General features: G+C 56.5%; 20 protein-coding genes. 16 read left to right on the top strand and 4 right to left on the bottom strand.

What is annotated here, in order from left to right:
• Positions 1-47 precede the first annotated feature (47 nt).
• Genes secD through BJP08_RS03790 form a run of 5 tightly spaced genes read left to right on the top strand, consistent with a single transcriptional unit; the run spans position 48 to position 7,526 of the window.
• Positions 48-1,874, top strand: coding sequence for a protein translocase subunit SecD (secD, locus tag BJP08_RS03810; RefSeq protein WP_083428395.1), 1,827 nt, complete (start codon positions 48-50; stop codon positions 1,872-1,874).
• A gap of 2 nt (positions 1,875-1,876) precedes the next feature.
• Positions 1,877-3,049 (top strand): protein translocase subunit SecF, encoded by a 1,173-nt coding sequence (secF, locus tag BJP08_RS03805; protein WP_071568340.1) that lies wholly within the window; start codon positions 1,877-1,879, stop codon positions 3,047-3,049.
• 11 nt (positions 3,050-3,060) lie between these two features.
• Positions 3,061-4,650, top strand: a complete 1,590-nt coding sequence (locus tag BJP08_RS03800) for an ABC transporter substrate-binding protein (RefSeq protein ID WP_071568339.1) — start codon at positions 3,061-3,063, stop codon at positions 4,648-4,650.
• A 28-nt stretch (positions 4,651-4,678) separates the two neighbouring features.
• On the top strand, positions 4,679-5,227 hold the full coding sequence (locus tag BJP08_RS03795) for an adenine phosphoribosyltransferase (RefSeq protein ID WP_071568338.1): 549 nt from the start codon (positions 4,679-4,681) through the stop codon (positions 5,225-5,227).
• A gap of 58 nt (positions 5,228-5,285) precedes the next feature.
• The gene (locus tag BJP08_RS03790; RefSeq protein ID WP_369816394.1) at positions 5,286-7,526 is read left to right on the top strand and encodes a bifunctional (p)ppGpp synthetase/guanosine-3',5'-bis(diphosphate) 3'-pyrophosphohydrolase; all 2,241 of its coding nucleotides are present in this window, start codon (positions 5,286-5,288) and stop codon (positions 7,524-7,526) included.
• Positions 7,527-7,608: 82 nt separating this feature from the next.
• Here BJP08_RS03790 and BJP08_RS03785 read toward each other — a convergent pair whose 3' ends face one another.
• A complete protein-coding gene (locus BJP08_RS03785; RefSeq protein WP_071568336.1) occupies positions 7,609-7,908 on the bottom strand; it encodes a hypothetical protein in 300 nt (99 codons plus the stop codon).
• Between the two features lie 124 nt (positions 7,909-8,032).
• A complete protein-coding gene (locus BJP08_RS03780) occupies positions 8,033-8,965 on the bottom strand; it encodes a peptidylprolyl isomerase (protein ID WP_071568335.1) in 933 nt (310 codons plus the stop codon).
• 119 nt (positions 8,966-9,084) lie between these two features.
• On the opposite strand from BJP08_RS03780, the gene tpx reads away from it, so the two are divergent.
• Genes tpx through hisS form a run of 3 tightly spaced genes read left to right on the top strand, consistent with a single transcriptional unit; the run spans position 9,085 to position 11,599 of the window.
• On the top strand, positions 9,085-9,582 hold the full coding sequence (tpx, locus tag BJP08_RS03775) for a thiol peroxidase (RefSeq protein ID WP_071568334.1): 498 nt from the start codon (positions 9,085-9,087) through the stop codon (positions 9,580-9,582).
• A gap of 45 nt (positions 9,583-9,627) precedes the next feature.
• Positions 9,628-10,266, top strand: a complete 639-nt coding sequence (locus BJP08_RS03770) for an MBL fold metallo-hydrolase (protein WP_071568333.1) — start codon at positions 9,628-9,630, stop codon at positions 10,264-10,266.
• Positions 10,267-10,309: 43 nt separating this feature from the next.
• Positions 10,310-11,599, top strand: coding sequence for a histidine--tRNA ligase (gene hisS / locus BJP08_RS03765; RefSeq protein WP_071568332.1), 1,290 nt, complete (start codon positions 10,310-10,312; stop codon positions 11,597-11,599).
• Between the two features lie 6 nt (positions 11,600-11,605).
• Here hisS and BJP08_RS03760 read toward each other — a convergent pair whose 3' ends face one another.
• Positions 11,606-13,000 carry an L-serine ammonia-lyase gene (locus tag BJP08_RS03760; protein WP_071568331.1) on the bottom strand — a complete coding sequence of 465 codons (1,395 nt, stop codon included), beginning with the start codon at positions 12,998-13,000 and terminating at the stop codon, positions 11,606-11,608.
• Between the two features lie 29 nt (positions 13,001-13,029).
• Complete coding sequence (locus BJP08_RS03755) at positions 13,030-13,926, bottom strand: neutral zinc metallopeptidase (RefSeq protein WP_255364768.1); 897 nt, start codon at positions 13,924-13,926, stop codon at positions 13,030-13,032.
• 120 nt (positions 13,927-14,046) lie between these two features.
• Here BJP08_RS03755 and aspS point away from each other — a divergent pair, with 120 nt between their 5' ends.
• The 8 genes from aspS (at position 14,047) to aroC (ending at position 24,285) form a co-directional block, all read left to right on the top strand.
• Positions 14,047-15,822 (top strand): aspartate--tRNA ligase, encoded by a 1,776-nt coding sequence (gene aspS / locus BJP08_RS03750; RefSeq protein WP_071568588.1) that lies wholly within the window; start codon positions 14,047-14,049, stop codon positions 15,820-15,822.
• A gap of 127 nt (positions 15,823-15,949) precedes the next feature.
• Positions 15,950-17,320 (top strand): replication-associated recombination protein A, encoded by a 1,371-nt coding sequence (locus tag BJP08_RS03745; protein ID WP_071568329.1) that lies wholly within the window; start codon positions 15,950-15,952, stop codon positions 17,318-17,320.
• A 48-nt stretch (positions 17,321-17,368) separates the two neighbouring features.
• Positions 17,369-20,035: an alanine--tRNA ligase gene (gene alaS, locus BJP08_RS03740; protein ID WP_071568328.1), complete on the top strand. Its 2,667-nt coding sequence runs from the start codon at positions 17,369-17,371 to the stop codon at positions 20,033-20,035.
• Positions 20,036-20,145: 110 nt separating this feature from the next.
• Positions 20,146-20,640, top strand: a complete 495-nt coding sequence (ruvX, locus tag BJP08_RS03735) for a Holliday junction resolvase RuvX (protein WP_071568327.1) — start codon at positions 20,146-20,148, stop codon at positions 20,638-20,640.
• Entirely contained in the window at positions 20,637-21,800 is a 1,164-nt protein-coding gene (mltG, locus tag BJP08_RS03730) for an endolytic transglycosylase MltG (protein WP_071568326.1), read from the top strand. Before ruvX ends, mltG begins: the two co-directional genes overlap by 4 nt.
• Before the next feature lie 2 nt (positions 21,801-21,802).
• Positions 21,803-22,624, top strand: a complete 822-nt coding sequence (locus BJP08_RS03725; protein WP_071568325.1) for a shikimate dehydrogenase — start codon at positions 21,803-21,805, stop codon at positions 22,622-22,624.
• Between the two features lie 7 nt (positions 22,625-22,631).
• Positions 22,632-23,060, top strand: a complete 429-nt coding sequence (locus tag BJP08_RS03720) for a prepilin peptidase (protein WP_071568324.1) — start codon at positions 22,632-22,634, stop codon at positions 23,058-23,060.
• 13 nt (positions 23,061-23,073) lie between these two features.
• Positions 23,074-24,285, top strand: a complete 1,212-nt coding sequence (aroC, locus tag BJP08_RS03715) for a chorismate synthase (protein WP_071568323.1) — start codon at positions 23,074-23,076, stop codon at positions 24,283-24,285.
• Positions 24,286-24,296: the final 11 nt, after the last annotated feature.

The raw sequence follows: 24,296 nt of genomic DNA, 5'->3' as shown, positions 1-24,296 counted from the left end.
AGCGGGGTGTGGCAGTGAAACAACGGAGAAATAGAGGAGTTAGCTTGGTGTCCAAGAACACTCAGCGTTCCGGCGAACTGAGATCGAAGCGGAAGTGGCCTGCGCGCGCGCTGGCGCTTTTCGCGCTCATCGTCATTGGCGTGTACTCATTAGTATTTTTCACGGGCGATAAGTCCGCAACCCCGAAGCTCGGGATTGACCTGCAGGGAGGTACTCGCGTGACGCTCGTGCCTCAGGGGGACGAGCCAACCCGTGATCAGCTCGACGAGGCGCGAAATATTCTCGAGAAGCGTGTCAACGGCATGGGTGTTTCAGGCGCAACTGTCGTCGTGGACGGAAATACACTCGTGATTACAGCCGCCGGCGATGATACCTCAGAGGTTCGTAACATCGGCCAAACATCGCAGCTGTTGTTCCGCCCAGTAATGCAGCCACCTGCACCTGCAGTAGACACGATCGGCGATGTATTCGCTAAGACCGCGAATGACTGGGTGCGTTACGGGATCCTGACTGCTGAGCAAGCGCAAGCAGTCGGGGAGCAGGTGAAGAAGCAGATCGGGGAGCAGGGACAAGATGTAGAGATCCCGGTTATCGACGCGAAGCCACTGGCTGAGCCGAACGGCCCGGTCGAATCCGCAGAGCGCAGGTCTGACCAGACCGCCATGCTGAAGGACACCCGTCAGTCTGGGGATCCTACGCAACAGTTCGTTGCGATGTCCTTGATGAGTGCGGTCTGCGCTGTACAGCCTACCGACCCGCTGGCGGGTACCGACGACGAAGCAGCGCCGCTCGTAGCCTGTGATCCGTCTTCAGGCCAGGTCCTTCTGCTCGATGAGGTTCCGCTGCTTGCCGGGGTTACTGACAGCGACGGGCCACGCCTGACCGGCGAACAGATCGATACTGGTCGCGCGATCACTGGCGGATTCAACCCGCAATCGAGCCAAATGGAGATCAATTTCGCGTTTAGCCAGGCAGGAGAATTTAATGGTTCTTCTACGTGGGCGCAGCTCACGAGTGAGATGATTGGTCAGCAGATTGCCATTACGTTGGACTCACAGATCATCTCCGCACCGGTGATCCAAGGAGCAACCCCTGTTGGCTCGGCTACCTCTATTACCGGCAGCTTTACGCAGGAGGAAGCCGAAGGCCTGGCGAACAACCTGCGCTATGGTGCCCTTCCACTATCTTTTGCTGGTGAGAACGGCGAGCCGGGTGGTACAGCGATGACGGTTCCCCCGTCACTCGGTCTGGCGTCGCTGCAGGCGGGGTTCTACGCAGGCATTGTCGGGCTACTATTGGTCGCAATCTTCGTGTTCTTCTACTACCGTCTGTACGGTTTAATTTCGCTTGCAACACTCTTTTTTGCCGGAGTGTTGGTGTACGGGTCTCTCGTCTTGCTCGGCCGCTGGATCGGTTACTCGCTGGATCTGTCAGGCGTCGCTGGTTTGATTATCGGTATTGGTACCACCGCGGACTCCTTCGTAGTGATTTACGAACGCATTAAGGACGAGGTCCGCAAAGGCAAGACTTTCCGTTCCGCATCCGCCTCGGGTTGGGAGCGGGCAAAAGATACCATCATTACGGGTAACATGGTGACGCTTATTGGCGCGGTTATTATTTATTTCCTTGCTGTAGGCGACGTGAAGGGATTCGCTTTCACGATGGGGCTGACCACCGTATTTGACCTGCTTGTGACGTTCTTGGTCACGGCTCCGCTCATGATTTTCGCTTCCCGGTCCAACTTCTGGTCGAAGCCAGCAGTCAACGGTATGACCAAGGTATTTGCTGCAGCGCAGCATGATAAAGACGTGAGTGAGAAAGAGCACCTAGGTGAGGCTGTTGAGGCTGCGCCGGAAAGTATTGAGGTGAAGTAGCAATGTCGTCTTCGCAAATTGAAACGGTTGCTTCCGTCGTACCGACTGTGAAAGAACCCGGCCGTTGGGAGCGCCTATACACAGGTGATGCTGCGATCGACTTCGTCGGCCGTCGTAAGCTCTGGTACGTCATTACTATGGGCTTGGTCGTCATCTCGCTGCTTGCAATGCTTGTCCGTGGGTTCAATCTGGGTATTGACTTCGAAGGTGGCACCAAGCTCTCGATGCCAGCAGACGACTTGGTCGCTGCAGAGGTAGAGGAAACATTTATTGACGCCACCGGCGTCACGCCTGAGCTGACTCAAATTGTCGGTGCGGGTGACGCCCGTACGCTTGAAATTAACGCTGAGCACTTGAGCCAGGAGCAAATCGACCGAGCGCGTCAAGCGATTTTTGAAAAGCACCACACCAAGAACGCTGAAGGGGAAGTGTCGGCGGATGCAATCGGTGACTCCACAGTCTCCGAATCGTGGGGTGACACAATCACTAAACGCATGCTGATGGCGATGTTGGTGTTCCTCGCTGCAGCTGCTGTTTACGTGGCTGTTCGGTTGCAGCGTGACATGGCGATTGCGGCGATGGCTGCATTGATTATTGACGGCGTCTTGATTGTCGGGTTCTATGCCCTCTTTGGTCTGGAAATCACCCCTGCGATGATCATCGGCTTGCTTACAGTGCTGACATTCTCGATTTACGACACGGTGATCGTTTTCGACAAGGTTAAGGAGAACACGAGCGGTGTCCTCGACTCCCGTCGATCCACATATGCAGAAGAAGCAAACCTCGCAGTAAACCAGACTGTTATGCGCTCGATCTCCACATCCGTCATTTCTGCGCTGCCGATCGTCGCGCTGATGATTGTTGCAGTCTGGATGCTCGGAGTGGGTACGCTGCGCGACTTGGCATTGATTCAGCTCATTGGCGTTATCGAGGGCATTTTCTCTTCGCTGTTCCTCGCAACCCCGCTGCTCGTGACGCTTATGGAGCGTAAGCGAGCGTACAAGGAACATAATGCTGAAGTTGAGCAGTACCGTTCCGGCCAAATCGACGAAGATGATGTTGCGCCCACGATCAAGCCGAAGCGGACCGTCGACACCCTAGCCAGGAGCTCTGCTGATAGTGATGAGAGCGAAGAGACGCCGACGATGAGTACTTGGCGGCCGTCGACGCGTTGAGTTGACCGGATATGAATAAAGTTTTCTCCCGCGCCATTGCGTTGCTTGCCACCGCAGGCCTTGTAACGGCGTGTTCTGGCGGTGTCACCTCCTCGGACTCAAATAGTGAGGCGTTCGGTTATCAAGTGCAAGGCCCTTTGATAACCGTTAACGCTGGTAGCGCCGAGGGGCATTCGACACTGTCTCAAGAGCTTTCTGGTCGCCTCTATCCAGGCGTTTATGTGCCGGGCCCAAATGGCCAGATGATCCCGAATGCCGACCTCGTAAAGACTCAAGTACTGCCGGGGGATCGTCGGCAAGTTGTTTATACGATCTCCGACGCCGCGGTGTTTTCAGATACAACTCCGGTGACGTGCAATGATTTTCTGCTCACATTCACTGCCGGAAAGCTTCCAGAGCTTTTCGGCTCCTGGATGCCACTTTTTGACGACGCTGACACTCTGACGTGTGAACCAGGTTCTAAGACGTTTACACTGACGATGAAAGAAAGCAGGGGCGCGCGCTGGCGTGATCTCTTCGAGCCTGGAACGGTGTTGCCTTCTCATGCCGTCGCCGCGCGTGTGGGGATGACACCAGAGGAAATGGTTGGAGCCTTAAACGCCCAGGATCCGCTCCAACTTCGTAGTATTGCCGACGTTTGGCATCATGGCTTCGATTTAAGCCAGTACGATCCAGAGCTTCAAGTGTCGTTCGGTCCGTACAAAATCGAAAATGTGGGCCAGAGCGGCGAAGTGGTGCTCGCCCCAAATGATACTTATTACGGGGACGCGCCAGCTTTAAAGAAGATCGTTGTTTGGGCTGGCACTGCTGATTCTGGTGACTTGGTTAAGTCGGGTGGTTTGCGGATTGGCAACCTTGAAGAGCCAGCTCCAAGTTGGTACGACGTGAATGCGGAAAACGAACCGATCGACGTGACAAACGTTGTTGGTGAACTCACGGATGCTCTGGTGATGGCCAAGTCAGGCCCGTGGGCAGACGCCGAGCGGAGAAGAGCACTTGCGCATTGTGTGAACCCACGCGAGGTTGCGCGGACCTCCTCCAAGATGTCGGGCCTGGAGATTGACGCAGCGCCTGTGCAAGTCGTTGCGCACGGTGACCCATTGGCGTCGAAAATTCAAGGTATCGGGAATGCCGCAACCGCGTATGACGTCGAGCAAGCACGTGCTGCTGCGGGTACGGTGCTTCGGATTTCGACGCCGATTCCTTCGGCGCGGATGTCCGCAATGATTCAAACGATTCGTGCCCAGTGCCAACCGGCTGGCATCGACGTGGTCGACCAGTCAGAGAGAAGCTCGACATTGGCAGACCTTGCGGGCTATGTGCTCAATGAAGACGGACAGGTCGTAGAGAAAGAGGGCACGATTGATGCGCTTCTTATGCCAATTGACGCCCAAGTTGAATATCCGGCAGCAAATAATCGTGTTCAGGATTTGGACACATTGCGGAATCAGGAGAAGTGGCTCTGGAACGAAATCCCGATCTTGCCTCTCGCCGCACAGCCAAGGACGTTTGCCATCGACCAGCGCGTTGACAATGTTGTGCCTTATACCGGTCTATCCGGGATTGGTTGGAATATGGATCGGTGGTCTATAGATGAATAATCAAGTGAAGCTATTCAAGGAGAACTCCATGCACGACTCAGATGGAACATTCGAGAGCGCAAAACACGCGCTTCGTGAGAAGATCCGTAAGGTGCCTGACTTCCCAGAGAAGGGCGTGTTGTTCGAAGACCTCACTCCGGTGCTGGCGGATGCAGAAGCGTTGCGGGTCGTCATCCGGGAAATGGCGCGCGTGTCTGAGGACCTTGGTGGGGATATAGTCGGCGGTCTTGATGCTCGAGGTTTCTTGCTGGGTTCTGCCGTTGCGTATGAGATGGGCGTCGGCATCCTCGCGATCCGGAAGAAGGGGAAGCTGCCTCCTCCCGTGATTACACAGGAGTATGAGACTGAGTACAGTACTGCTGCTCTCGAGATTCCAGCTTCTGGCATTGACCTCGAGGGGAAGAAGGTTGTACTTGTCGATGATGTGCTTGCGACGGGCGGAACACTTTCTGCTGCAACCGATTTAATCCAGCGCGCAGGTGGTAGCGTTGTTGGGTACGTAGTAATGCTCGAGGTGCAGGGCCTGGACGGTAGAAGCCGTTTGGGAGATGTTCCCGTGGTAGTGCTCGACCAATAGGAGAGTTTGGAGGCGGACCGTGGCTCAAGAGAAAGCACCGAAAAGAAATGCGCCGTCGATGCGCAGTGTGTCCGCCATACTGGCTCGTTCACTGACTGGTGGAGCACGGGTTCGGAGTAATCCGGTGCTGGACCCGCTGTTGTCGATTCACCGTCGGCATCATCCAAAATGCGACGTCGCCTTGTTGAACCGTGCGTACGAGACAGCTGAACAGCTGCACGATGGTGTCTTTCGCAAATCAGGGGATCCATACATCACGCATCCTCTGGCTGTGGCAACAATCTGCGGTGAGATCGGCATGGATACCACAACGTTGGTGGCAGCGCTGCTCCATGACACAGTTGAGGATACTGATTACACCCTGGAGCAATTAACGGCTGACTTTGGTCCTGAAGTCGCTCGTATCGTTGATGGCGTCACGAAGCTCGACAAGGTCGCACTTGGTGCGTCTGCGGAAGCTGAGACAATCCGCAAGATGATCGTCGCGATGTCCGAAGACCCACGGGTTTTGGTGATCAAAGTTGCCGATCGCCTCCACAACATGCGTACCATGCGTTTCCTGCCGCCTGAAAAGCAGGCGAAGAAGGCGCGTGAGACCTTAGACGTCATTGCACCCCTTGCGCACCGTCTCGGAATGGCGACGGTCAAATGGGAACTCGAAGACCTTGCGTTCGCGATACTCTACCCGAAGAAGTATGAAGAAATTGTGCGTCTCGTCGCTGACCGGGCGCCCTCGCGAGATAGGGCACTCGCTGAAATCATTCGGGAACTGCAGACTGAGCTGAAGTCAAACGGAATCGATGCCGAGGTCATGGGTAGACCGAAGCACTACTGGTCTATTTACCAAAAAATGGTTGTGAGAGGACACGAGTTCGATGAGATTTTCGACCTCGTGGGTGTTCGTGTGCTCGTCGATAATCTCCATGACTGCTACGCGGCGGTGGGGGTAGTGCACGCGATGTATTCTGCGATGCCGGGTCGCTTTAAAGACTACATTTCGACCCCAAGGTTTGGCGTGTACCAGTCGCTGCACACAACCGTGATGACGAACAGCGGGCGAGCGTTGGAAGTGCAGGTCCGAACCCATGAGATGCACTACAACGCAGAGTTCGGCGTGGCTGCGCACTGGCGTTACAAAGAGACCAAGGGCTCACATAAAGGTGACCAAGCCGAAGTCGATCAAATGGCCTGGATGCGTCAACTGCTCGATTGGCAAAAGGAAGCGTCGGATCCGAACGAGTTTCTTGATTCACTGCGTTACGACCTGACAAGTAAACAGATTTTTGTATTTACACCGCATGGTGATGTAATCAACCTTCCTGCAGGGTCGACGCCAGTCGACTTCGCCTATGCCGTGCATACCGAGGTAGGGCATCGTTGTGTGGGAGCAAAGGTCAACGGCAAGCTCGTAGCACTGGAGTCCAAGCTGCAAAACGGCGACCGTGTTGAAATCTTCACCTCTAAGGATCCAAATGCAGGTCCTTCGCGAGACTGGCAAGAATTCATTGTGTCTCCACGAGCGAAAACGAAGGTGCGCCAGTGGTTTGCGAAGGAACGGCGCGAAGAACACTTAGAAGTTGGACGCGACGCGCTTGCAGCTGAGGTGCAGCGCAGCGGTTTGCCACTTCACAGGCTTTTTACGCCGGAGTCTATGCGAAACATCGCGCGAAGGCTGCGCTATTCAGATGTTGACGCACTGTATACCGCAATTGGTGCGGGCAATGTGTCTTCACGGCACGTTGCGAAAATGCTGGTGGATCAGTTTGGGGACGTGGAGGACGCAGCAGACGTACTCGTAGACCGAACTCCTCATTCTAAGATCCAACGCCTTGAGCCTTCGGGCAGCAGCCCAGTTGTGCTAGTCCAGGGTAGCCCAGATGTGATGGCGAAGCTTGCAAATTGTTGCCAGCCGGTGCCGGGGGACGAGATCTTCGGATTCGTCACTCGAGGTGGAGGCGTTTCGGTCCATCGCACGGATTGTACAAACGCGAATAAGCTCAAGGAAGAACCCGAGCGGCTGATTGAGGTTTCGTGGTCTGGTGCTGGCGGATCTCAGGGGACTTCGATTGTGACCGTGCAGGTGGAGGCACTTGACAGGCACGGTCTCCTCGCGGAGCTCACGGGCGTTATGTCTGAGCAGAAATTGGCGATCCTATCGCTGTCCTCACAGGCGAAGGAAGACCGTATCGCCACCATTCGGTTTAGCTTCCAGGTTTCGGACACGAAGCAGCTAGCCTCTGTGATGAACCTGATCCGCAACGTTGAAGGTGTATTCGACGTCTATCGTGTGGGCGTATAAAAAACTGGGCTTACCCGTTCAAGGGTGAGCCCAGTTTCATGAGTTAGCGGTCGACGCCAGTCCAGCGCCTGGCCTACTAGTCTTACTTGCGCAGGTACTTGTCCAGGAACGCAAAGAGGGTGCCGAGTGCACCGATTACTGCGGTGAACACTGCGATCCAGTCACGGATTTCTGAGGGACGCATATCCTTCATGGAGGAGGAACCGGGCGTCGTGGTTTTGGTCACCTTTGGCGTTTCCTTCTTCGGGGTTGTGGCTGGAGCCGCCTTGGTCGCCGTGGGGGTAGGGGTGGCGGAGTTTTCTGCAGCCTCGGCAGTAGCAACGCCAGAAGTTGCGACAGCTACAGCAGTGGCTGCTGCAATGATACCTTTACGGAAGTTCATGAATTTTCCAATCTGACGGGATTGACAAATGTACGAGCGCAAACTCTAGTTGGCTTCGAGACGTTTTGCAATACTTTGAAGAGCCTGAAAACTGCTTCTGTGCAGCTTAAAGTCAACTGTATAGTTAGCTGACGGTTGCCGATTTGATGCGTACCTCTTCGGCTGGAGCGCCGTCCTGGCCGCCGCCCTCAACGCCCTTTTCGGCAATCTTGTCAAGAGTCTTCAAGCCTTCTTCGGAAATCTGCCCAAAGTAGGTGTACAGAGGCGGTAGCACAGAATCACCGTAGTTCAGGAAGAACTGGGATCCATTGGTATCCAGTCCCGCGTTTGCCATGGCGATGGTGCCGCGTGCGTATTTTTGCGGGTGCTGTTGGAGCTGCATTTGCTTCATCTGCTCCGCTTCCTCTGGGGATGCACCTTCTGGAGCGGGGGTGTCGGAGAGTGCCTTCAGGGCCTCATCGGTCGGGAACTCGTTTGCGAACTGGAACCCAGGTCCACCGCTGCCAACACCGGTGGGGTCACCACACTGCAGCACCTTGAGACCGTCGCCATCAGTCAAGCGGTGGCAGACGGTGTCGTTGAAGTATCCAGCAGACGCGAGGTGCTCAATGGCGTTCACAGTGCAAGGCGAGACTGAACGGTCAAGCTCCATGCCGATTGGGCCGGCGCTCGTGTCGAGTTCGACGTTTACGGTTCCGCTCGTTGAGACGTTTTCCGTTTTGGGGAGGTCTGTCTTGGTATCGCCTTGTGTCTCGTCGGCGTTGTACTCGCAAGAAACGGTTTCGGGCAGCGCCTCGGCGCGCTTAGTTGCGATTGCCTCGTAGTTGCTGGCGTCAAACTCGCTTGCGGCGGTGCTTTCTTCAGTGGAGCTTTGCGCTTCAGTAGAACTATCGCCGTCTTGGTTTGCCAGGAAGTAGATGCTGCCACCGAGGGCCGCAATCACGACCGCGGAAAGCGCTGCGATTGACCAAGGTTTGGAGTTCTGCTTCCGATCGCGTGAATTGAGTTCACGTTCAAGGTGTTTGAGGGCTTCTTGTCCGCGTTCTTTATTGCTCACCGTTATACCTCTGTTCTGACTAGCTGACTGGGAAATATTAGCAGGTGTTACTGTACCCGGCTTATTGCGTGCTCGAGGTGCGGCTGCTGGCCTGCTCGTGTTCATGTAGGGTCGTGTGCATGGCAAAGGTATTTTTTCAAGGAAATGAATCGCAAACGTCTGGCTCGCTTCCTAAGGTGGGGGACACGCTTCCTGACGCAGTCCTCGTAGCAGGAGATCTGTCGGAGAAGGCATTGGCCGACTACAGGGGTAAGCGTCTGGTGCTGAACGTTTTTCCTTCGTTGGACACTGACGTTTGCGCGAAATCTGTTCGTGCGTTTAATGAGCTTGCTGGTGCTGCTGAAAACACTGCAGTACTTTGCATCTCTCAGGACTTGCCGTTCGCCCAGCAGCGTTTTTGCGCAGCCGAGGGAATTGAAAACGTTGAGGCACTGTCCGCATTCCGTTCTGATTTTGGTCAAGCGTTCGGTCTCACCCTTGATGGGACACCACTCAAGGGCTTGCTCGCTCGCGCTGTGATCGTCACGGATGCAGACCACCGCGTAACGCATGTTGAGCTGGTCGAGGAGATCACGAACGAACCTGATTACTCGGCTGCGGAGGCTGCCCTTTCCTAAAACAGTGAGGGTGACACGGCGACACAAGTAGAGGGCGGCAGCGCGTTGCGTATTCTAGGTTTTTCGTCGGGCCCGTTCCAGACGAATTGTTACATCATTGTTGACGATGCTACGAAGCGCGCCTGCCTCATCGACGCCGGTATGGGAACACACAAGATTGTTACTGGTGTTCTTGAGGAAGAAGATCTGAGTCTCGAGGCGATCTTTCTGACACACGGCCACATTGATCACACAAGGGACGCAGCGACGTTCCGGGTCCCCGTATTCATCCACGAAGCTGATGCTTTCATGCTCGATCATGGACGCGGACTTTCTGCCTCAACACTTCAACTATTCGACGCCGCTTCGATGGCCGCCGTGTCAGAACTTCGAACGTTTAGTGCTGACGGTGGCGTCGGTGTGCCGGGATTCAATTTTGAAGTTACTCACGCTCCTGGCCACTCGCCGGGTAGCGTGCTGTACCGAATGGGAGATGTAGTGTTCTCCGGTGACGTGGTTTTTGCGGGTTCGGTCGGACGTACAGATCTGCCTTACTCCGACCCGGAAGCCATGAAGGCCTCGTTGCGTGGTCCAGTGTGGGCGATTGATGATGGAACAAGTCTGCTGCCTGGACATGGCCCATCCACCACGATGAAGCACGAGCGGGTCACCAATCCCTTCCTTTTGGAGGCGCGCAAGCAATAGCGCTAGCTGCGGTGGGGACTGAGAACAGCTAGACTCTGTCTCCGTGAGTGATTCCAAGAAACCCCAAGCACAGAAGTTCCAGGCATTGAGCGCTCCCAAGGGCGTCTTAGAGTATGTGCCTCCTGCATCGTCGAAGTTCCTTTACGTTCGAGATTCTTTCGTACGACAGGCGCACCTGGCGGGTTTCCAGCACATCGAGCTCCCGGTATTTGAAGACACAACGCTGTTCGCGCGTGGTGTGGGGGAATCAACCGATGTTGTTTCAAAGGAGATGTACACGTTCGCTGATCGTGGTGGGCGTTCCGTCACTCTTCGTCCTGAGGGTACTGCCGGCGTTATGCGCGCTGTGATCCAACACAATCTTGACCGGGGCTATCTGCCGGTAAAGCTGAACTATGCAGGGCCGTTTTTCCGTTACGAGCGCCCGCAAGCGGGCCGCTACCGTCAGCTTCAGCAGGTTGGCGTTGAGGCGATTGGCGTCGACGACCCGTTGCTTGATGCTGAGATTATTGCGCTTGCCGACCGCTGCTACAGGAGTGTCGGGCTGAAAGGTTTCCGCCTTGAGCTGACAAGCCTTGGCGACCACACCTGCAGGCCCGCGTATCGTGACAAGCTCCAAGCGTTCCTGAAGAAGCTTCCGCTGGATGAGGAAACGCAGCACCGAGCAGACATCAATCCTCTTCGTGTGCTGGATGATAAGCGTCCGGAGGTGCAGGAGCTGTTGGTTGATGCACCGTTGATGCTCGATCACCTCTCGGATGTGTCTCGTGAACACTTCGAGACAGTCACCGGCATGCTCGAGGACATGGGAGTTCCGTTCGTCATTAACCCGCGCATGGTCCGTGGCCTGGACTATTACACGAAAACCACCTTTGAGTTCGTACACGATGGCCTTGGTGCACAATCGGGCATTGGTGGCGGTGGCCGCTACGACGGGCTGATGGCTCAGATCGGTGGCCAGGACCTATCGGGTATCGGCTTCGGTCTTGGCGTCGATAGGACGGTGCTCGCGCTTGAAGCAGAGGAAGTTGCTTTGCCAGAGCTGGACCGTCGCGTGGACGTGTTCGGCGTGGCTATTGGTGAGGAGGCCCGCCGGAAGATGAGTTCGCTTATCGACGAGCTTCGCGCAGCGGGCATATCTGCAGATATGGCTTACGGCGGCCGTGGCTTGAAGGGGGCGATGAAGGGTGCTGATCGCGCTGGGGCCCGCTTCGCGTTGGTGCTTGGCGACCAAGAGCTGGCGAACGGGGAGGTAGCTGTGAAGAATCTTGAGAGCCACGAGCAGGTTGCTGTTCCCCTTCAAACAACATCAGTTATCCAGGCAGTGAGCTAGCGCGTACTAGCACTCGGTGATGTTTACTGGGAGGCCAAGCTGCACAGCGAGGCCTCCCATTGACGTTTCTTTGTACTTGCTCATCATGTCTCGCCCTGTGGCTGCCATGGTTTCGACGACGTCATCGAGCGTTACCTTGTTGGTGCCATCGCCGAGTTTTGCAAGGCGTGCCGCATTAATTGATTTCACGGCTCCGATGGCGTTTCGCTCGATGCAGGGAATCTGTACCAGCCCTGCAACTGGGTCACATGTCAGCCCGAGGTTGTGCTCCAGCCCGATTTCGGCGGCGTTTTCTATCTGCTGAGGAGTTCCGCCCAATATCGCACACATACCGGCTGCAGCCATTGATGATGCGGAGCCTACCTCGCCTTGACACCCGACCTCAGCGCCGGAGATAGAGGCATTAGTTTTGATGATGGCGCCGATTGCGCCGGCGGTCAACAAAAACTCATGTGCCGCATCGCGGTTGAAGTTGTCGGTGAAATCCCGGCAGTAGTGCATAACGGCTGGGATGATTCCTGCAGCGCCATTTGTCGGAGCTGTGACGACCCGCCCGTGGGCGGCGTTCTCTTCGTTGACTGCGAGCGCGTACAGATTGACCCACTCCATCGCGTCGAGGCCGCGAGCTGCAGATGCTTCGTATTCAGCCGTCAATAAATGATGGAGGCGCGGTGCACGGCGAAGGACCGACAGCCCTCCTGGTAGCTCACCTTCAGCTTTCAACCCATGTGCTACGCACTCCTGCATTGTGTCCCAAACAGCGTCGAGGTGATCGTTAAGGGCATCCTTACCGTGCATCGCTTCTTCGTTTGCTCGCATGAGTTCGGCAATAGATAGCTGGTGGGTTTTGCACTGGTGCATGAGGGAAGCGCCGTCAGAAAATGGATAGGGCACGGTCACTGAATCGCGGACGGTAGCAACGCCGGCTTGGTTACGCTTCGCTTCCATCTGTACGCGGTCGAGGATGAAACCGCCACCGACAGAGTAATACTCCTTGCGGGTGGCGATGCGCACGCCTTCAGCGTTCCATGCGTCGAAAATGAGGCAGTTTGGATGTTTCGCGACGGGTACTGGGTTCATCGCGATCTCGTAGTCCAGTTCACGGGCCGGGCCCTTGGTATGCCCGTGCTCCGGAATTGGTTCCCCAGGAAGCGGCCTAGTGTCGGCGGCCGTTGTAAGTGGCGTGTAGCCTACGAGTCCTAGCAGTACTGCGCGGTCGGTGCCGTGCCCCACGCCTGTTGCGGCAAGCGAGCCCCGTAGTTCAACTCTTACCAGCGCAGGGGCCTGATCCAAGTTTTCGATGAACGCAAGCGCAGCGCGCATTGGGCCCACCGTATGAGACGACGAGGGGCCGATTCCGATGCTGAATAAATCAACGACGCTGACTGCATTGTGTGGCATGCGCGCGATGTTACATCACAGGCGAGAATTTATCCGTTGTAGACTCCGCGGTTGAGCGTGTCGCAGGCGGACATTTTGCCACTGCGGTAGCCGGACATGAAGGCGGTCTTGCGTTGCTCAGAGGACCCATGTGTCCAGGTGTCAGGGTTGACTTCTCCGCCTGATCTGCGCTGAATGTTGTCGTCGCCGATTGCCTGGGCAGTTTCAATCGCGGCGACGACGTCGCTTTCCGTAAGCGGTTCGAGCAGTGCGTTTTCACCTTTGTCCGCGTAGTGCGCCCAGATGCCCGCGTAGCAGTCCGCCTGCATTTCGATTGCTACGGCCGCTGAATCCTCACCAGGATCGTTGTAATTGCTGAGCCCAAGGGTTCCCTCGATCTGTTGGACATGGTGGCCAAACTCGTGGGCTGTGACGTACATCTGTGTGAACGGCGCATCATTGCCGCCAAGGGCGTTGAGCTGTTCAAAGAAGGCGGTATCAAAATACGCAGTTTGGTCAGCTGGGCAGTAGAACGGGCCTGTAGCCGAAGATGCATAGCCGCAACCGCTCTGTGTGGCGTCGCGGAACAATACGAGGCCGGGCTCTGTGTATTCGAGCCCGGCCTGCTCTGGCAAGAGTGTCTTCCAGACTCTGTTGACGGAGACACCGGCAGCCTCAACCCTGCAGTCGTCGTACTCGTTCGCGGCATTATCCATGTTGCAATGTTCCAAGGAGTAGCTCGAATCCGACTCTGTTCCGGAGGGCGACTGCTCAATGAGATCGGCTGGATTCCCGCCGAGCGCGATAAACAGGACGACAAGCACCAGTCCTCCGAGGCCACCGCCTGCGGCGATCGGGACACCACGCCGTCCACCTGAACCAGTCTTTGCGTAGCCGCTTCCGCGTTGATAATTGCTGTTGAACGTCATGGGACAAGCATGCCACAGACGTAGGTATTCATGGGGAGTTGGTGCATTCTTATGACCCGCTCCTGTGCGTGCGGGGGAAAGGGAGTAGACTCTCAACAGTTAATGTTGTATCTCACGTGGAAGGACGTGGAACAGACTGTGCTGCGCACTCATCTCGCGGGCGAACTCCGCAAAGATCTTGAAGGACAAACCGTCACGCTGGCAGGTTGGGTAGGCCGTAGGCGCGACCACGGCGGCGTCATTTTTATCGACCTGCGTGACCGCTCTGGCTACGCGCAGGTGGTTTTTAGGGAGTCGGATGTCGCTGAGGCCGCACATGACCTGCGGAGCGAGTATTGCATTCAGGTCACCGGTGTTGTCGAACCACGCCCTGAGGGCTCCGCTAACCCGAACTTGGCTTCGGGCGAGATTGAGGTCAACGTTTCAGAACTGACGGTGCTGAACAAGGCAGCCGCGTTGCCTTTCCAGATCGAGGATGCTTCCTCCAACGAGGTTGGTGAGGAAACGCGACTGAAGTACAGGTACCTTGACCTGCGTCGCGAGCGCCAAGCCTCGGCGCTTCGCTTGCGGGCGGCGGCGAACCGCGCAGCGCGCAAGGTGCTGGACGCGAATGATTTCACTGAAATTGAAACGCCAACTTTGACCCGTTCCACGCCAGAGGGTGCACGAGACTTCCTTGTTCCGGCCCGACTTCGCCCAGGCTCCTGGTACGCGCTGCCGCAGTCCCCACAGCTGTTTAAGCAGCTTTTGATGGTCAGCGGTATGGAGCGCTACTACCAGATTGCGCGCTGCTACCGCGATGAAGACTTCCGTGCAGACCGTCAGCCGGAATTTACGCAGCTTGATATCGAAGCGAGCTTCATTGATCAGGACGACATCATCGCTCTTGCAGAGAAGATCGTCGTCGAGCTTTGGAAACTGATCGGCTACGAGGTCTCCACTCCGATCCCGCGCATGACCTACAGGGATGCGATGGAGAAGTACGGTTCGGACAAGCCCGACCTGCGCTTCGACATCCAGCTGGTGGACTGCACCGAGTTCTTTAAGGATACGACCTTCCGCGTCTTCCAAAATGAATACGTTGGTGCCGTCGTAATGGACGGTGGTGCTTCGCAGCCGCGCCGCCAGCTGGATGCATGGCAGGAGTGGGCGAAGCAGCGTGGCGCGAAGGGCTTGGCATACATCCTCGTGCAAGAGGACGGCGAACTTGGTGGGCCGGTTGCCAAGAACATCACCGAGGAGGAGAGGGCCGGTATTGCGGCTCACGTCGGCGCGAAGCCTGGTGACTGCATCTTCTTCGCAGCTGGCGATGCGAAGAGCGCACGAGCACTGCTCGGTGCAGCTCGCGGTGAGATTGCACGCAAGCTCGACTTGATTAAGGAAGGCGATTGGGCATTCACCTGGGTGGTCGACGCCCCGATGTTCGAGCCATCCGCGGATGCTACTGCCTCCGGCGACGTCGCGCTGGGTCACTCGAAGTGGACCGCCGTGCACCACGCATTTACGTCTCCGAAGCCAGAATTCAAGGCTGACTTCGACAAGAACCCTGGCGATGCGCTTGCCTACGCCTACGACATCGTTTGCAACGGTAATGAGATCGGTGGCGGTTCCATTCGTATCCACGAGCGTGACGTGCAGCAGCGTGTCTTCGAGGTTATGGGTATTACTGAGGAGGAGGCCAAGGAGAAGTTCGGCTTCCTGCTCGAGGCATTCGCATATGGTGCCCCACCACACGGTGGCATCGCGTTCGGCTGGGACCGCATCGTGTCCCTGCTGGCCGGCTTCGATTCCATCCGTGACGTCATCGCTTTCCCGAAGTCTGGCGGCGGTGTCGATCCATTGACGGATGCTCCCGCTCCAATCCCAGACGAGCAGCGTAAGGAAACGGGCGTCGATTTTAAGCCAAAGAAATAGCGTGGATATTGCGCGCGTTTGAACGGGTGCAATGAGACCAGCGCAAGCCGGAACGTCGGCAACCCAGAGGTTGCTGAGGTCTCCGGCTTTTTCTTAGTAGTGGAAGATCGAAAGGACAAGAGCGCGAATGTCGCAAGCTGACCTGTTTGGCAACTCGGTGCCAGTGAGTGGCCAGCCGTCGATGCACAATGCCGCCGCGCAGCGAGGCTCGGACTTCTTTGAAGCCGGCCAAGGTGCGCCTCTCGCTGCGCGAATGAGACCGCAGAGTCTTGAGGAAGTTGCAGGACAGCAGCATCTCCTGTCCGACGGAAAGCCACTTCGCCGCCTCGTGGAAGGATCGGGCGCGGCCTCCGTGATCCTTTACGGTCCTCCTGGGACTGGCAAAACGACGATCGCATCGTTGATCGCGAAAGCGATGGGGCAGAACTTCGTCGGTCTTTCTGCACTGTCGTCAGGAGTCAAAGAGATCCGCGCGGTAATCGATTCTGCGCGCAGAGACTTGATCGCGGGCGAGAGCACGGTGCTGTTCATCGATGAGGTGCACCGGTTTTCGAAGACACAGCAGGATGCGCTGCTTGCGGCCGTCGAAAATCGTACGGTGCTGCTCGTCGCAGCGACGACGGAGAACCCTTCGTTCAGTGTGGTTGCCCCATTGTTGTCGCGTTCATTACTCCTCAAATTGGAGTCTCTATCCGCTGAGGACCTTGGAACGGTGATTGACCGTGCAGTCCACGACGAACGCGGACTTGGAGATTCGGTGAAGCTCGCTGACGATGCGCGTGCGCAACTTATCTCTTTGTCGGGCGGCGACGCGCGCCGCAGTTTGACGTACCTGGAGGCAGCGGCCGCTGCAGTGGATCCGGGGGAGACCATTACCCTTGACGTGGTTCGCGACAGCGTGAACCGGGCGGTGGTGCGCTACGACCGAGATGGGGACCAGCACTACGACGTTGTTTCTGCGTTCATTAAATCTATTCGTGGTTCGGATGTCGACGCAGCGTTGCACTATTTGGCACGCATGATTGAGGCTGGCGAGGACCCTCGGTTTATCGCACGCAGGCTCGTAATCCATGCATCGGAAGACATAGGCATGGCGGACCCGACCGCACTTCAAACTGCAGTTGCTGCGGCACAAGCAGTCCAGCTCATCGGAATGCCGGAGGGCAGGCTCACGCTTGCGCAGGCTACGATTCACTTGGCCACGGCGCCGAAGTCACCGGCGGTGATCCAGGCGATTACTCGCGCCCAAGAAGATGTACGCGCTGGGAAGGTTGGTCCTGTGCCTGCGCACCTGCGTGACGGCCACTATGAGGGGGCAAAAGCGATGGGGAATGCCGTTGGCTACATCTACCCGCATGATGACCCAAAGGGGGTTGTACAGCAGCGGTATATCCCTGAGGGCTTGGAGGATGCGGTCTATTACACCCCGACCGACCATGGTGACGAGCGGAGAATTTCCGGTTTCTTGGGCAGGCTGCGTAGGTTAGTGCGCGGTTGAGGGGTAGAGTAGTTCGAGATTGATTCGAACGTGAAAGGAAACTACTCCGTGCAAACCCATGAGATTCGTGAGCGCTTCACGCAGCACTTCGTCCGTGCAGGACACACGCCGGTCCCGAGCGCTTCGCTTATCTTGGACGATCCGACGCTGCTGTTCGTGAATGCGGGTATGGTTCCGTTCAAGCCGTACTTCCTTGGACAGCAAAACCCTCCCTTTGAGCACGGGAAAGCGACTTCTATCCAGAAGTGCGTGAGGACGCTTGATATCGAAGAAGTGGGTATTACGACCCGCCACAACACGTTCTTTCAGATGGCCGGCAACTTCTCCTTCGGCCAGTACTTCAAAGAGGGGGCGATTACCCACGCGTGGGAACTGCTGACAGGCAGCATCGAGGACGGCGGCTATGGGCTTGACCCAGAGCGTCTGTGGGTAACGGTCTATCTTGATGACGATGAAGCGGCGTCAATCTGGCAGGACAAGATCGGTGTAGACCCGTCGCGTATCCAGCGCATGGGAATGGAGGACAACTTCTGGTCCATGGGTATTCCTGGCCCGTGTGGTCCTTGCTCGGAGATCTACTACGACCGCGGCCCCGAATACGGTAAGGAGGGTGGCCCGGTCGCGGATGATAACCGTTACATGGAGATCTGGAACCTGGTCTTCATGGAGTCGATTCGTGGTGAGGGCGATAAGAAGGGCAACTTCGAGCTTGTCGGCGAGCTGCCAAAGAAGAACATCGATACGGGCTTGGGTATTGAGCGAGTCGCTTGTTTGCTTCAGGGAGTCGACAACGTCTATGAAACTGATTTGCTCCGCCCGGTGATTGACGCCGCTGTCGAACTCACCGGCACAAAGTACGATGCCGGCGTTCATGAGGACGACGTTCGTTTCCGCGTGATTGCGGATCACTCTCGTACTGGCATGATGATCATTCTTGACGGTGTAACCCCTTCGAACGAGGGACGCGGTTACATCCTGCGCCGTTTGCTTCGCCGAATTGTGCGTTCAGCACGTCTTCTGGGGGCGACCGGAAACGTTCTTGAGGTCTTCATGAACACCATCATGGATACGATGACGCCTTCGTTCCCGGAGATCGCTAAGAATCGGGAACGTATTCTGCGTGTTGCATTGGCTGAAGAACGTGCTTTCTTGAAGACGCTTGAATCCGGTACGCATCGCTTCGACGAAACAGTGGAGCAACTGCGGGCGTCTGGTACGAAGACGCTGCCGGGGCAGCAGGCGTTCGAACTCCATGACACGTATGGTTTCCCGATTGACTTGACACTGGAAATGGCGCATGAAGCCGGCCTCGACGTCGATATGGCTGCGTTTGATGCTGCAATGCAGGAACAGCGTGCTCGTGCGAAGGCAGACAATAAGGCAAAGAAGCACCGTAATATTGACGAGTCGCTCTACCGTGAATGGGTAGATAATCACCCGACCGAGTTCGTAGGGTATTCAGAGCTCGAGCATGACGCACGAGTGCTTGGGCTTGTGCGCGATGGCGCTAAGGTGGATGAGGTCGCAGCAGGCGACGAGGTTGAGGTAATTCTCGACGTCACTCCGATGTATGCCGAAGCCGGTGGTCAGATGGCCGACCGTGGCTTGATCCGCGTTGGCGATACGACGCTGCAGGTACATGACGTGCAGAAGATCGGCAAGAAGCTGTGGGTACACAAGGCAACCGTGGAAAACGGTGGCATCGGCCTGGGGGACCAGGTCCAGGCAGAAGTTGATGCGAAGTGGCGTCATGGGGCGCGACAGGCGCACACCGCGACGCACCTCATTCACGCGGCACTACGTCAGGTGCTTGGACCAACCGCTGTTCAGGCTGGCTCGATGAACAAGCCGGGTTACCTGCGCTTTGATTTCAACTACACCGATCAGCTGACGGACGCTCAGCTTTCGGAGATTGCAACGATTACAAACCAGGCGGTTGACGCTGACTTTGCAGTCAACACGATTGAAACGTCGCTTTCGAAGGCGAAGGAGATGGGCGCCATGGCGCTCTTCGGCGAGAACTACGGCGACCAAGTCCGCGTTGTCGAGATCGGTGGGCCATTCTCTATTGAGCTTTGTGGTGGTACGCACGTTGAGCATTCTTCGCAGATTGGGCCGGTTGCGGTGCTTGGTGAGTCTTCCGTCGGTTCCGGTGCGCGTCGTATCGAGGCGTATTCCGGTATGGATTCCTTCAAGTACTTCTCGAAGGAAGCTGCGTTGGCGTCGGGCCTTGCCGCCGAGCTAAAGACTCCTACGGGTCAATTGCCAGAACGCATTGCTCAGCTTACGGAGCGTCTGCGCGCAGCGGAGAAGGAGATTGAGAACCTTCATCGTCAGCAACTTCTGTCCAAGACCGCCGAGTTCCTCGAGCGTGCGGAAACCATCGGTGCGTACAAGGTCATTGCTGCGAAGCTACCGGAAGGTATTGAAGCCGGAGATGTGCGCACACTTGCGAATGATCTTCGCGGCAAGCTGGAGGGCGAGCCTGCGGTTGTAGCATTGGCTTCTGATAACGGGGGCAAGGTTCCGTTCGTGTTCGCCGTCACCGGCGCAGCCGTAGACAATGGCATCAGGGCTGGAGATCTTGTAAAGACGTTCGGTGAGTACGTCAGCGGACGTGGTGGCGGTAAGCCCAACCTTGCGCAGGGCTCTGGCTCTTTGGCTGACGGCATCGATGCAGGCTTCCAAGCAATCCGCGATGTGCTTGGTGCATAAGCGTCAAAAGTCCAGATCGGTCGGGCGACACGCCGTATTTAGGTATACGTTGTGCCAAAAAACCAGTAGGTTTTAAGGGAAGGCACAGTGTAAGCGGTAGGAGTGATGTTATGACGGTGCAGCCCGATCTTCCCGGGGTTCAAGATCCCGGGCCGGGGCGTCGCCTTGGAATCGACGTCGGTACGGTTCGTATCGGCGTGGCATCGTCAAACCGTGAAGCTTCGTTAGCAACTCCGCTGGAGACTGTTGCTCGTGTTACAGGATTTAAGGATCGCGACGGGTCTGACATCGACCGAATTATCGAGATCATCGACGAATACGAGATCGTCGAAGTCGTTGTGGGCCTTCCACGCGATTTGAAAGGGCACGGTTCACGAAGCGTCAAACACGCGAAAGAGATTGCGTTTCGAATAAGGCGACGGTCCGGGCTTCCCGTAAGAATGGCCGATGAACGTTTAACGACTGTTGCTGCAACTCAAGCTTTGCGGGCGAGTGGTGTGAACGAACGAGCTGGTCGTAGCGTGATCGATCAAGCTGCGGCGGTTGAGATTTTGCAATCTTGGCTGGACGGCCGAATGAATTACCTCAAGGAGAATCAATCGTGACGACCCCAACAACCTCGAAAAGACGCACACGGGGCACGGCGGTGCTCGTAACGTCAATCTTGCTGATTATTGGTCTGATCGCCTGGATCGCAGTGATGCGTAATGGTACCAACGCCGACTTTGACGGCACCGGCAATGGTGAGGAACAAGTCGTCGAAATCCCCGAAGGCTCGAATATTTCCTCGCTTGGTCCTGAGCTCGAGGAACGAGGGATTGTTGCTTCGAACGGAGCGTTCCAGACTGCCGCTGCGAACAATGCGGATTCAGATAATATTCAGCCTGGGTTTTATCGTCTGGAGGGAGAGATGAGCGCGGAAAGCGCAGTCGCCGCGCTTCTTGATCCTACGAAACGGGTGACCCCACTGCAGGTGTACGGGGGTGCCACACTTATGGACGTCAACGTTGTTGGCGGTCAGCGTCGTCTTGGCATCTTGTCGATGATTCAGCAAGTTTCCTGTGGCGATGCAGTAAAGCCTGGCTGCATCACCGCTGAGGAATTGCACCGCGTTGCAGCAGACGCTGACCCTGCAAGCCTTGGCGTCCCAGAGTGGGCACTCGATGTTGTGGGGGCACGCGCCGGTGACGCGAAGCGCCTCGAAGGCCTCATCGCCCCGGGCGAATACATTGTGGACCCTGGTGCTTCGGCAGAGACTGTGCTCACTGATTTGATCACCCGTTCGGCGAAGCAGTACGAAGCGACGGACATCGTTTCACGCGCAAAGTCGGTAGGGCTGACTCCGTACGAACTTGTCGTCGCTGCATCTTTGGTAGAGCGCGAGGCCCCCGCTGGGGAGTTTGATAAGGTCGCGCGCGTTATCTTGAACCGGTTGAACGAACCTATGCGTCTCGAGTTTGACTCCACAGTGAACTACGGGTTGCCTTCCGTTGAAGTCGCAACTTCACGCGAGGACCGCGAGCGAGTGACGCCGTGGAACACGTATGCCATGGACGGGCTCCCGCAGACACCGATCGCCTCACCGTCACTGGAGGCAATCGAAGCCATGGAACGTCCAGCTGAAGGGGACTGGTTGTTCTTCGTCACTATTGACAAGGATGGCACGACCGTGTTTAACCGTACGTTTGATAAGCACCTGGAAGATACGCAGCGTGCGTACGATTCGGGCATCCTGGATTCTCAGCGAGAAGCGCCTTCGGAGTAATGATGCACCAAGCAGCTGTCCTTGGCTCTCCAATTGAGCACTCGCTGTCGCCAGTGTTACACCACGCTGGGTATAAAGCGCATGGTCTGAATGACTGGCGCTATTCAAAAATCGAGTGCCTCGAGGCAGACTTACCCAAGGTTGTTCTTGAAGCGGATCAGAGCTTCCGCGGATTCTCTGTAACCATGCCTGGCAAGTTTGCTGCGTTGCAGATCGCGGACCGTGCGAGCGACCGCGCCTTAGCAATCGGCTCTGCGAATACCTTGGTCCGTACGCAGCAAGGCTGGCGTGCCGACAACACAGACTGCGAGGGAGTTCTGTACGCGCTCGACCGCTTGGTTGGTGATGCTGAGATTCGGCGCGCTGTTGTGGTAGGCGCTGGAGGTACGTCTCGAGCCGTCATTTGGGCGCTACGGGAGCGTGGCGCTGTAGAGATTACTGTCATCAACCGATCCGACAGACGCCAGGAGCTTCGAAACTTGACAGAGGGCATTGCCTGCCATTTTGTCTCGTATGACAGTGATTTGTTCAAAATCACTGCCGCCGCCGACGTAATCGTGTCCACTGTCCCCGCTGATACATTACGGCCGTATGTTACGCAGTTGGCACATGCTCCGCTGCTCGACGTGATTTATGATCCATGGCCGACGCCGCTAGTTTCCCAAACCGCTGCAAATGGGTACAAGGCAGTCGGAGGGCTCACCATGCTCGCGGGCCAAGCATTTTCACAGTTTGAACAATTCACGGGCCTTGACGCTCCACGTCGGGAGATGGAGCAAGCACTCTTGCAGCATTGGAAGTCACTGGAGCCGCAGAGGCGTTAGAAACACGATGGGGGGCGTTGCATGGATTGGGGTCGTATTAGCAGGCGGATGGTCTGCGCTGTTGTGCTGGTACGACCTGAAGTACGCGCGTCTCCCTGATTTCCTTACGCTACCCGCTAGTGTTTTGGCACTGAGTGCGATAATTCTGCAGCCGGTGCTTTTCGTGGGTGCGCTTTGGCCTGCGGTGTATTTGTTGGTTGGTAGGGGAATTGGCGGTGGGGACGCCAAACTTGCACTGCCGCTGGGAGTTGCCGCTGCCGCATGTGGTGGGTTTATAGGGATCATCCTGGCGATTTTCCTCAGTAGTTTCTGTACCTTGTGTTTCGCGCTGTTTACACGTTCGTGCCGTGTTCCTCACGGTCCTTCGATGCTGCTTGCCTGTTGGGCATTGATCGGACTCTACCTTGGAAACGGCATTTTTTGGGGAGAAGTGTGACACAATAGCCAACATGTTTCGCTGGACTACTGCCGGAGAATCCCACGGCCAAGCACTCATTGCACTTGTAGAAGACATGCCCGCAGGCGTGCCGATTACCGAGCAGGAGATTGCCCATCAGCTTGCACGTCGGCGCCTTGGATATGGGCGTGGTGCGCGAATGAAGTTTGAGCAAGACAAACTTGAACTCCTGGCGGGAATTCTGCACGGGAGGACTATTGGCAGCCCGATTGCTATTCAGATTGGGAATAGCGAGTGGCCAAAGTGGACTACGATTATGTCTCCTCATACGCTCGATGGATCAGACGAAGAAGTTCAGAAGGCGATGGCTTCCGGGCGCGGTGCGAAATTGACTCGCCCGCGACCAGGTCACGCGGATCTTCCTGGCATGATCAAGTACGGCTTTGACTCGGCGCGAGCGGTGCTGGAGCGGTCGTCAGCACGCGAGACTGCTGCGCGAGTGGCGGCAGGTGCGGTAGCTCGCTCGTTGTTGCGTGAGGCACTGGGGGTGGAGGTGTTTTCTCACGTTGTTTCTATCGGGGAATCGACACCGGATCGTGACGCCGCGCCGTCGTTTGGTGACATTGATGCGATCGATGACTCGCCCGTGCGCGCCGCGAGTAAAGAGGCTGAGGCCTCGATGGTCGCCTGCATAGAATCTGCGAAGAAGTCGGGGGACACTCTTGGCGGTGTTGTTGAGGTAATCGTCGACGGTCTCCCTATCGGCTTGGGGTCGCATATCTCGGGAGCGGAGCGCCTCGATGCACAACTCGCAGGGGCACTCATGAGTATTCAGTCCGTGAAGGGCATCGAGATCGGTGACGGTTTCGAGTCTGCCGCTCGGAGGGGATCCGAAGCTCATGACGAAATTACCCTGGCGGATGGGCGTTTGGAGCGACTATCGAATCGCGCGGGAGGTATAGAAGGCGGTATGACGAACGGCGAGCAACTTCGAGTGCGCGCAGCGTTCAAACCGATCTCTACAGTGCCGCGTGCGCTGCAGTCCATCGATATGGCAACTGGCGGGAAGGCGACAGGTATTCATCAGCGTTCCGATATCTGCGCTGTTCCCGCAGGTGGGGTTGTTGCTGAAGCAATGGTCGCTCTCGTACTTGCGGAAGCCGTATTGAAGAAGTTTGGTGGGGATAGCCTTCAGGAAGTAAAGCGTAATATTGCGTCTTATCAGCAGTACGTTGCGCAGCGGTTCCGTTTTGACGGAGAGTAATCCGCATAGAA

It is taken from the genome of Corynebacterium sp. NML140438 (assembly GCF_001875725.1).
GTDB lineage: Bacteria > Actinomycetota > Actinomycetes > Mycobacteriales > Mycobacteriaceae > Corynebacterium.
Note: the sequence above shows the minus strand (reverse complement) of the source record. Positions and strands in the feature narration are given on the sequence as shown.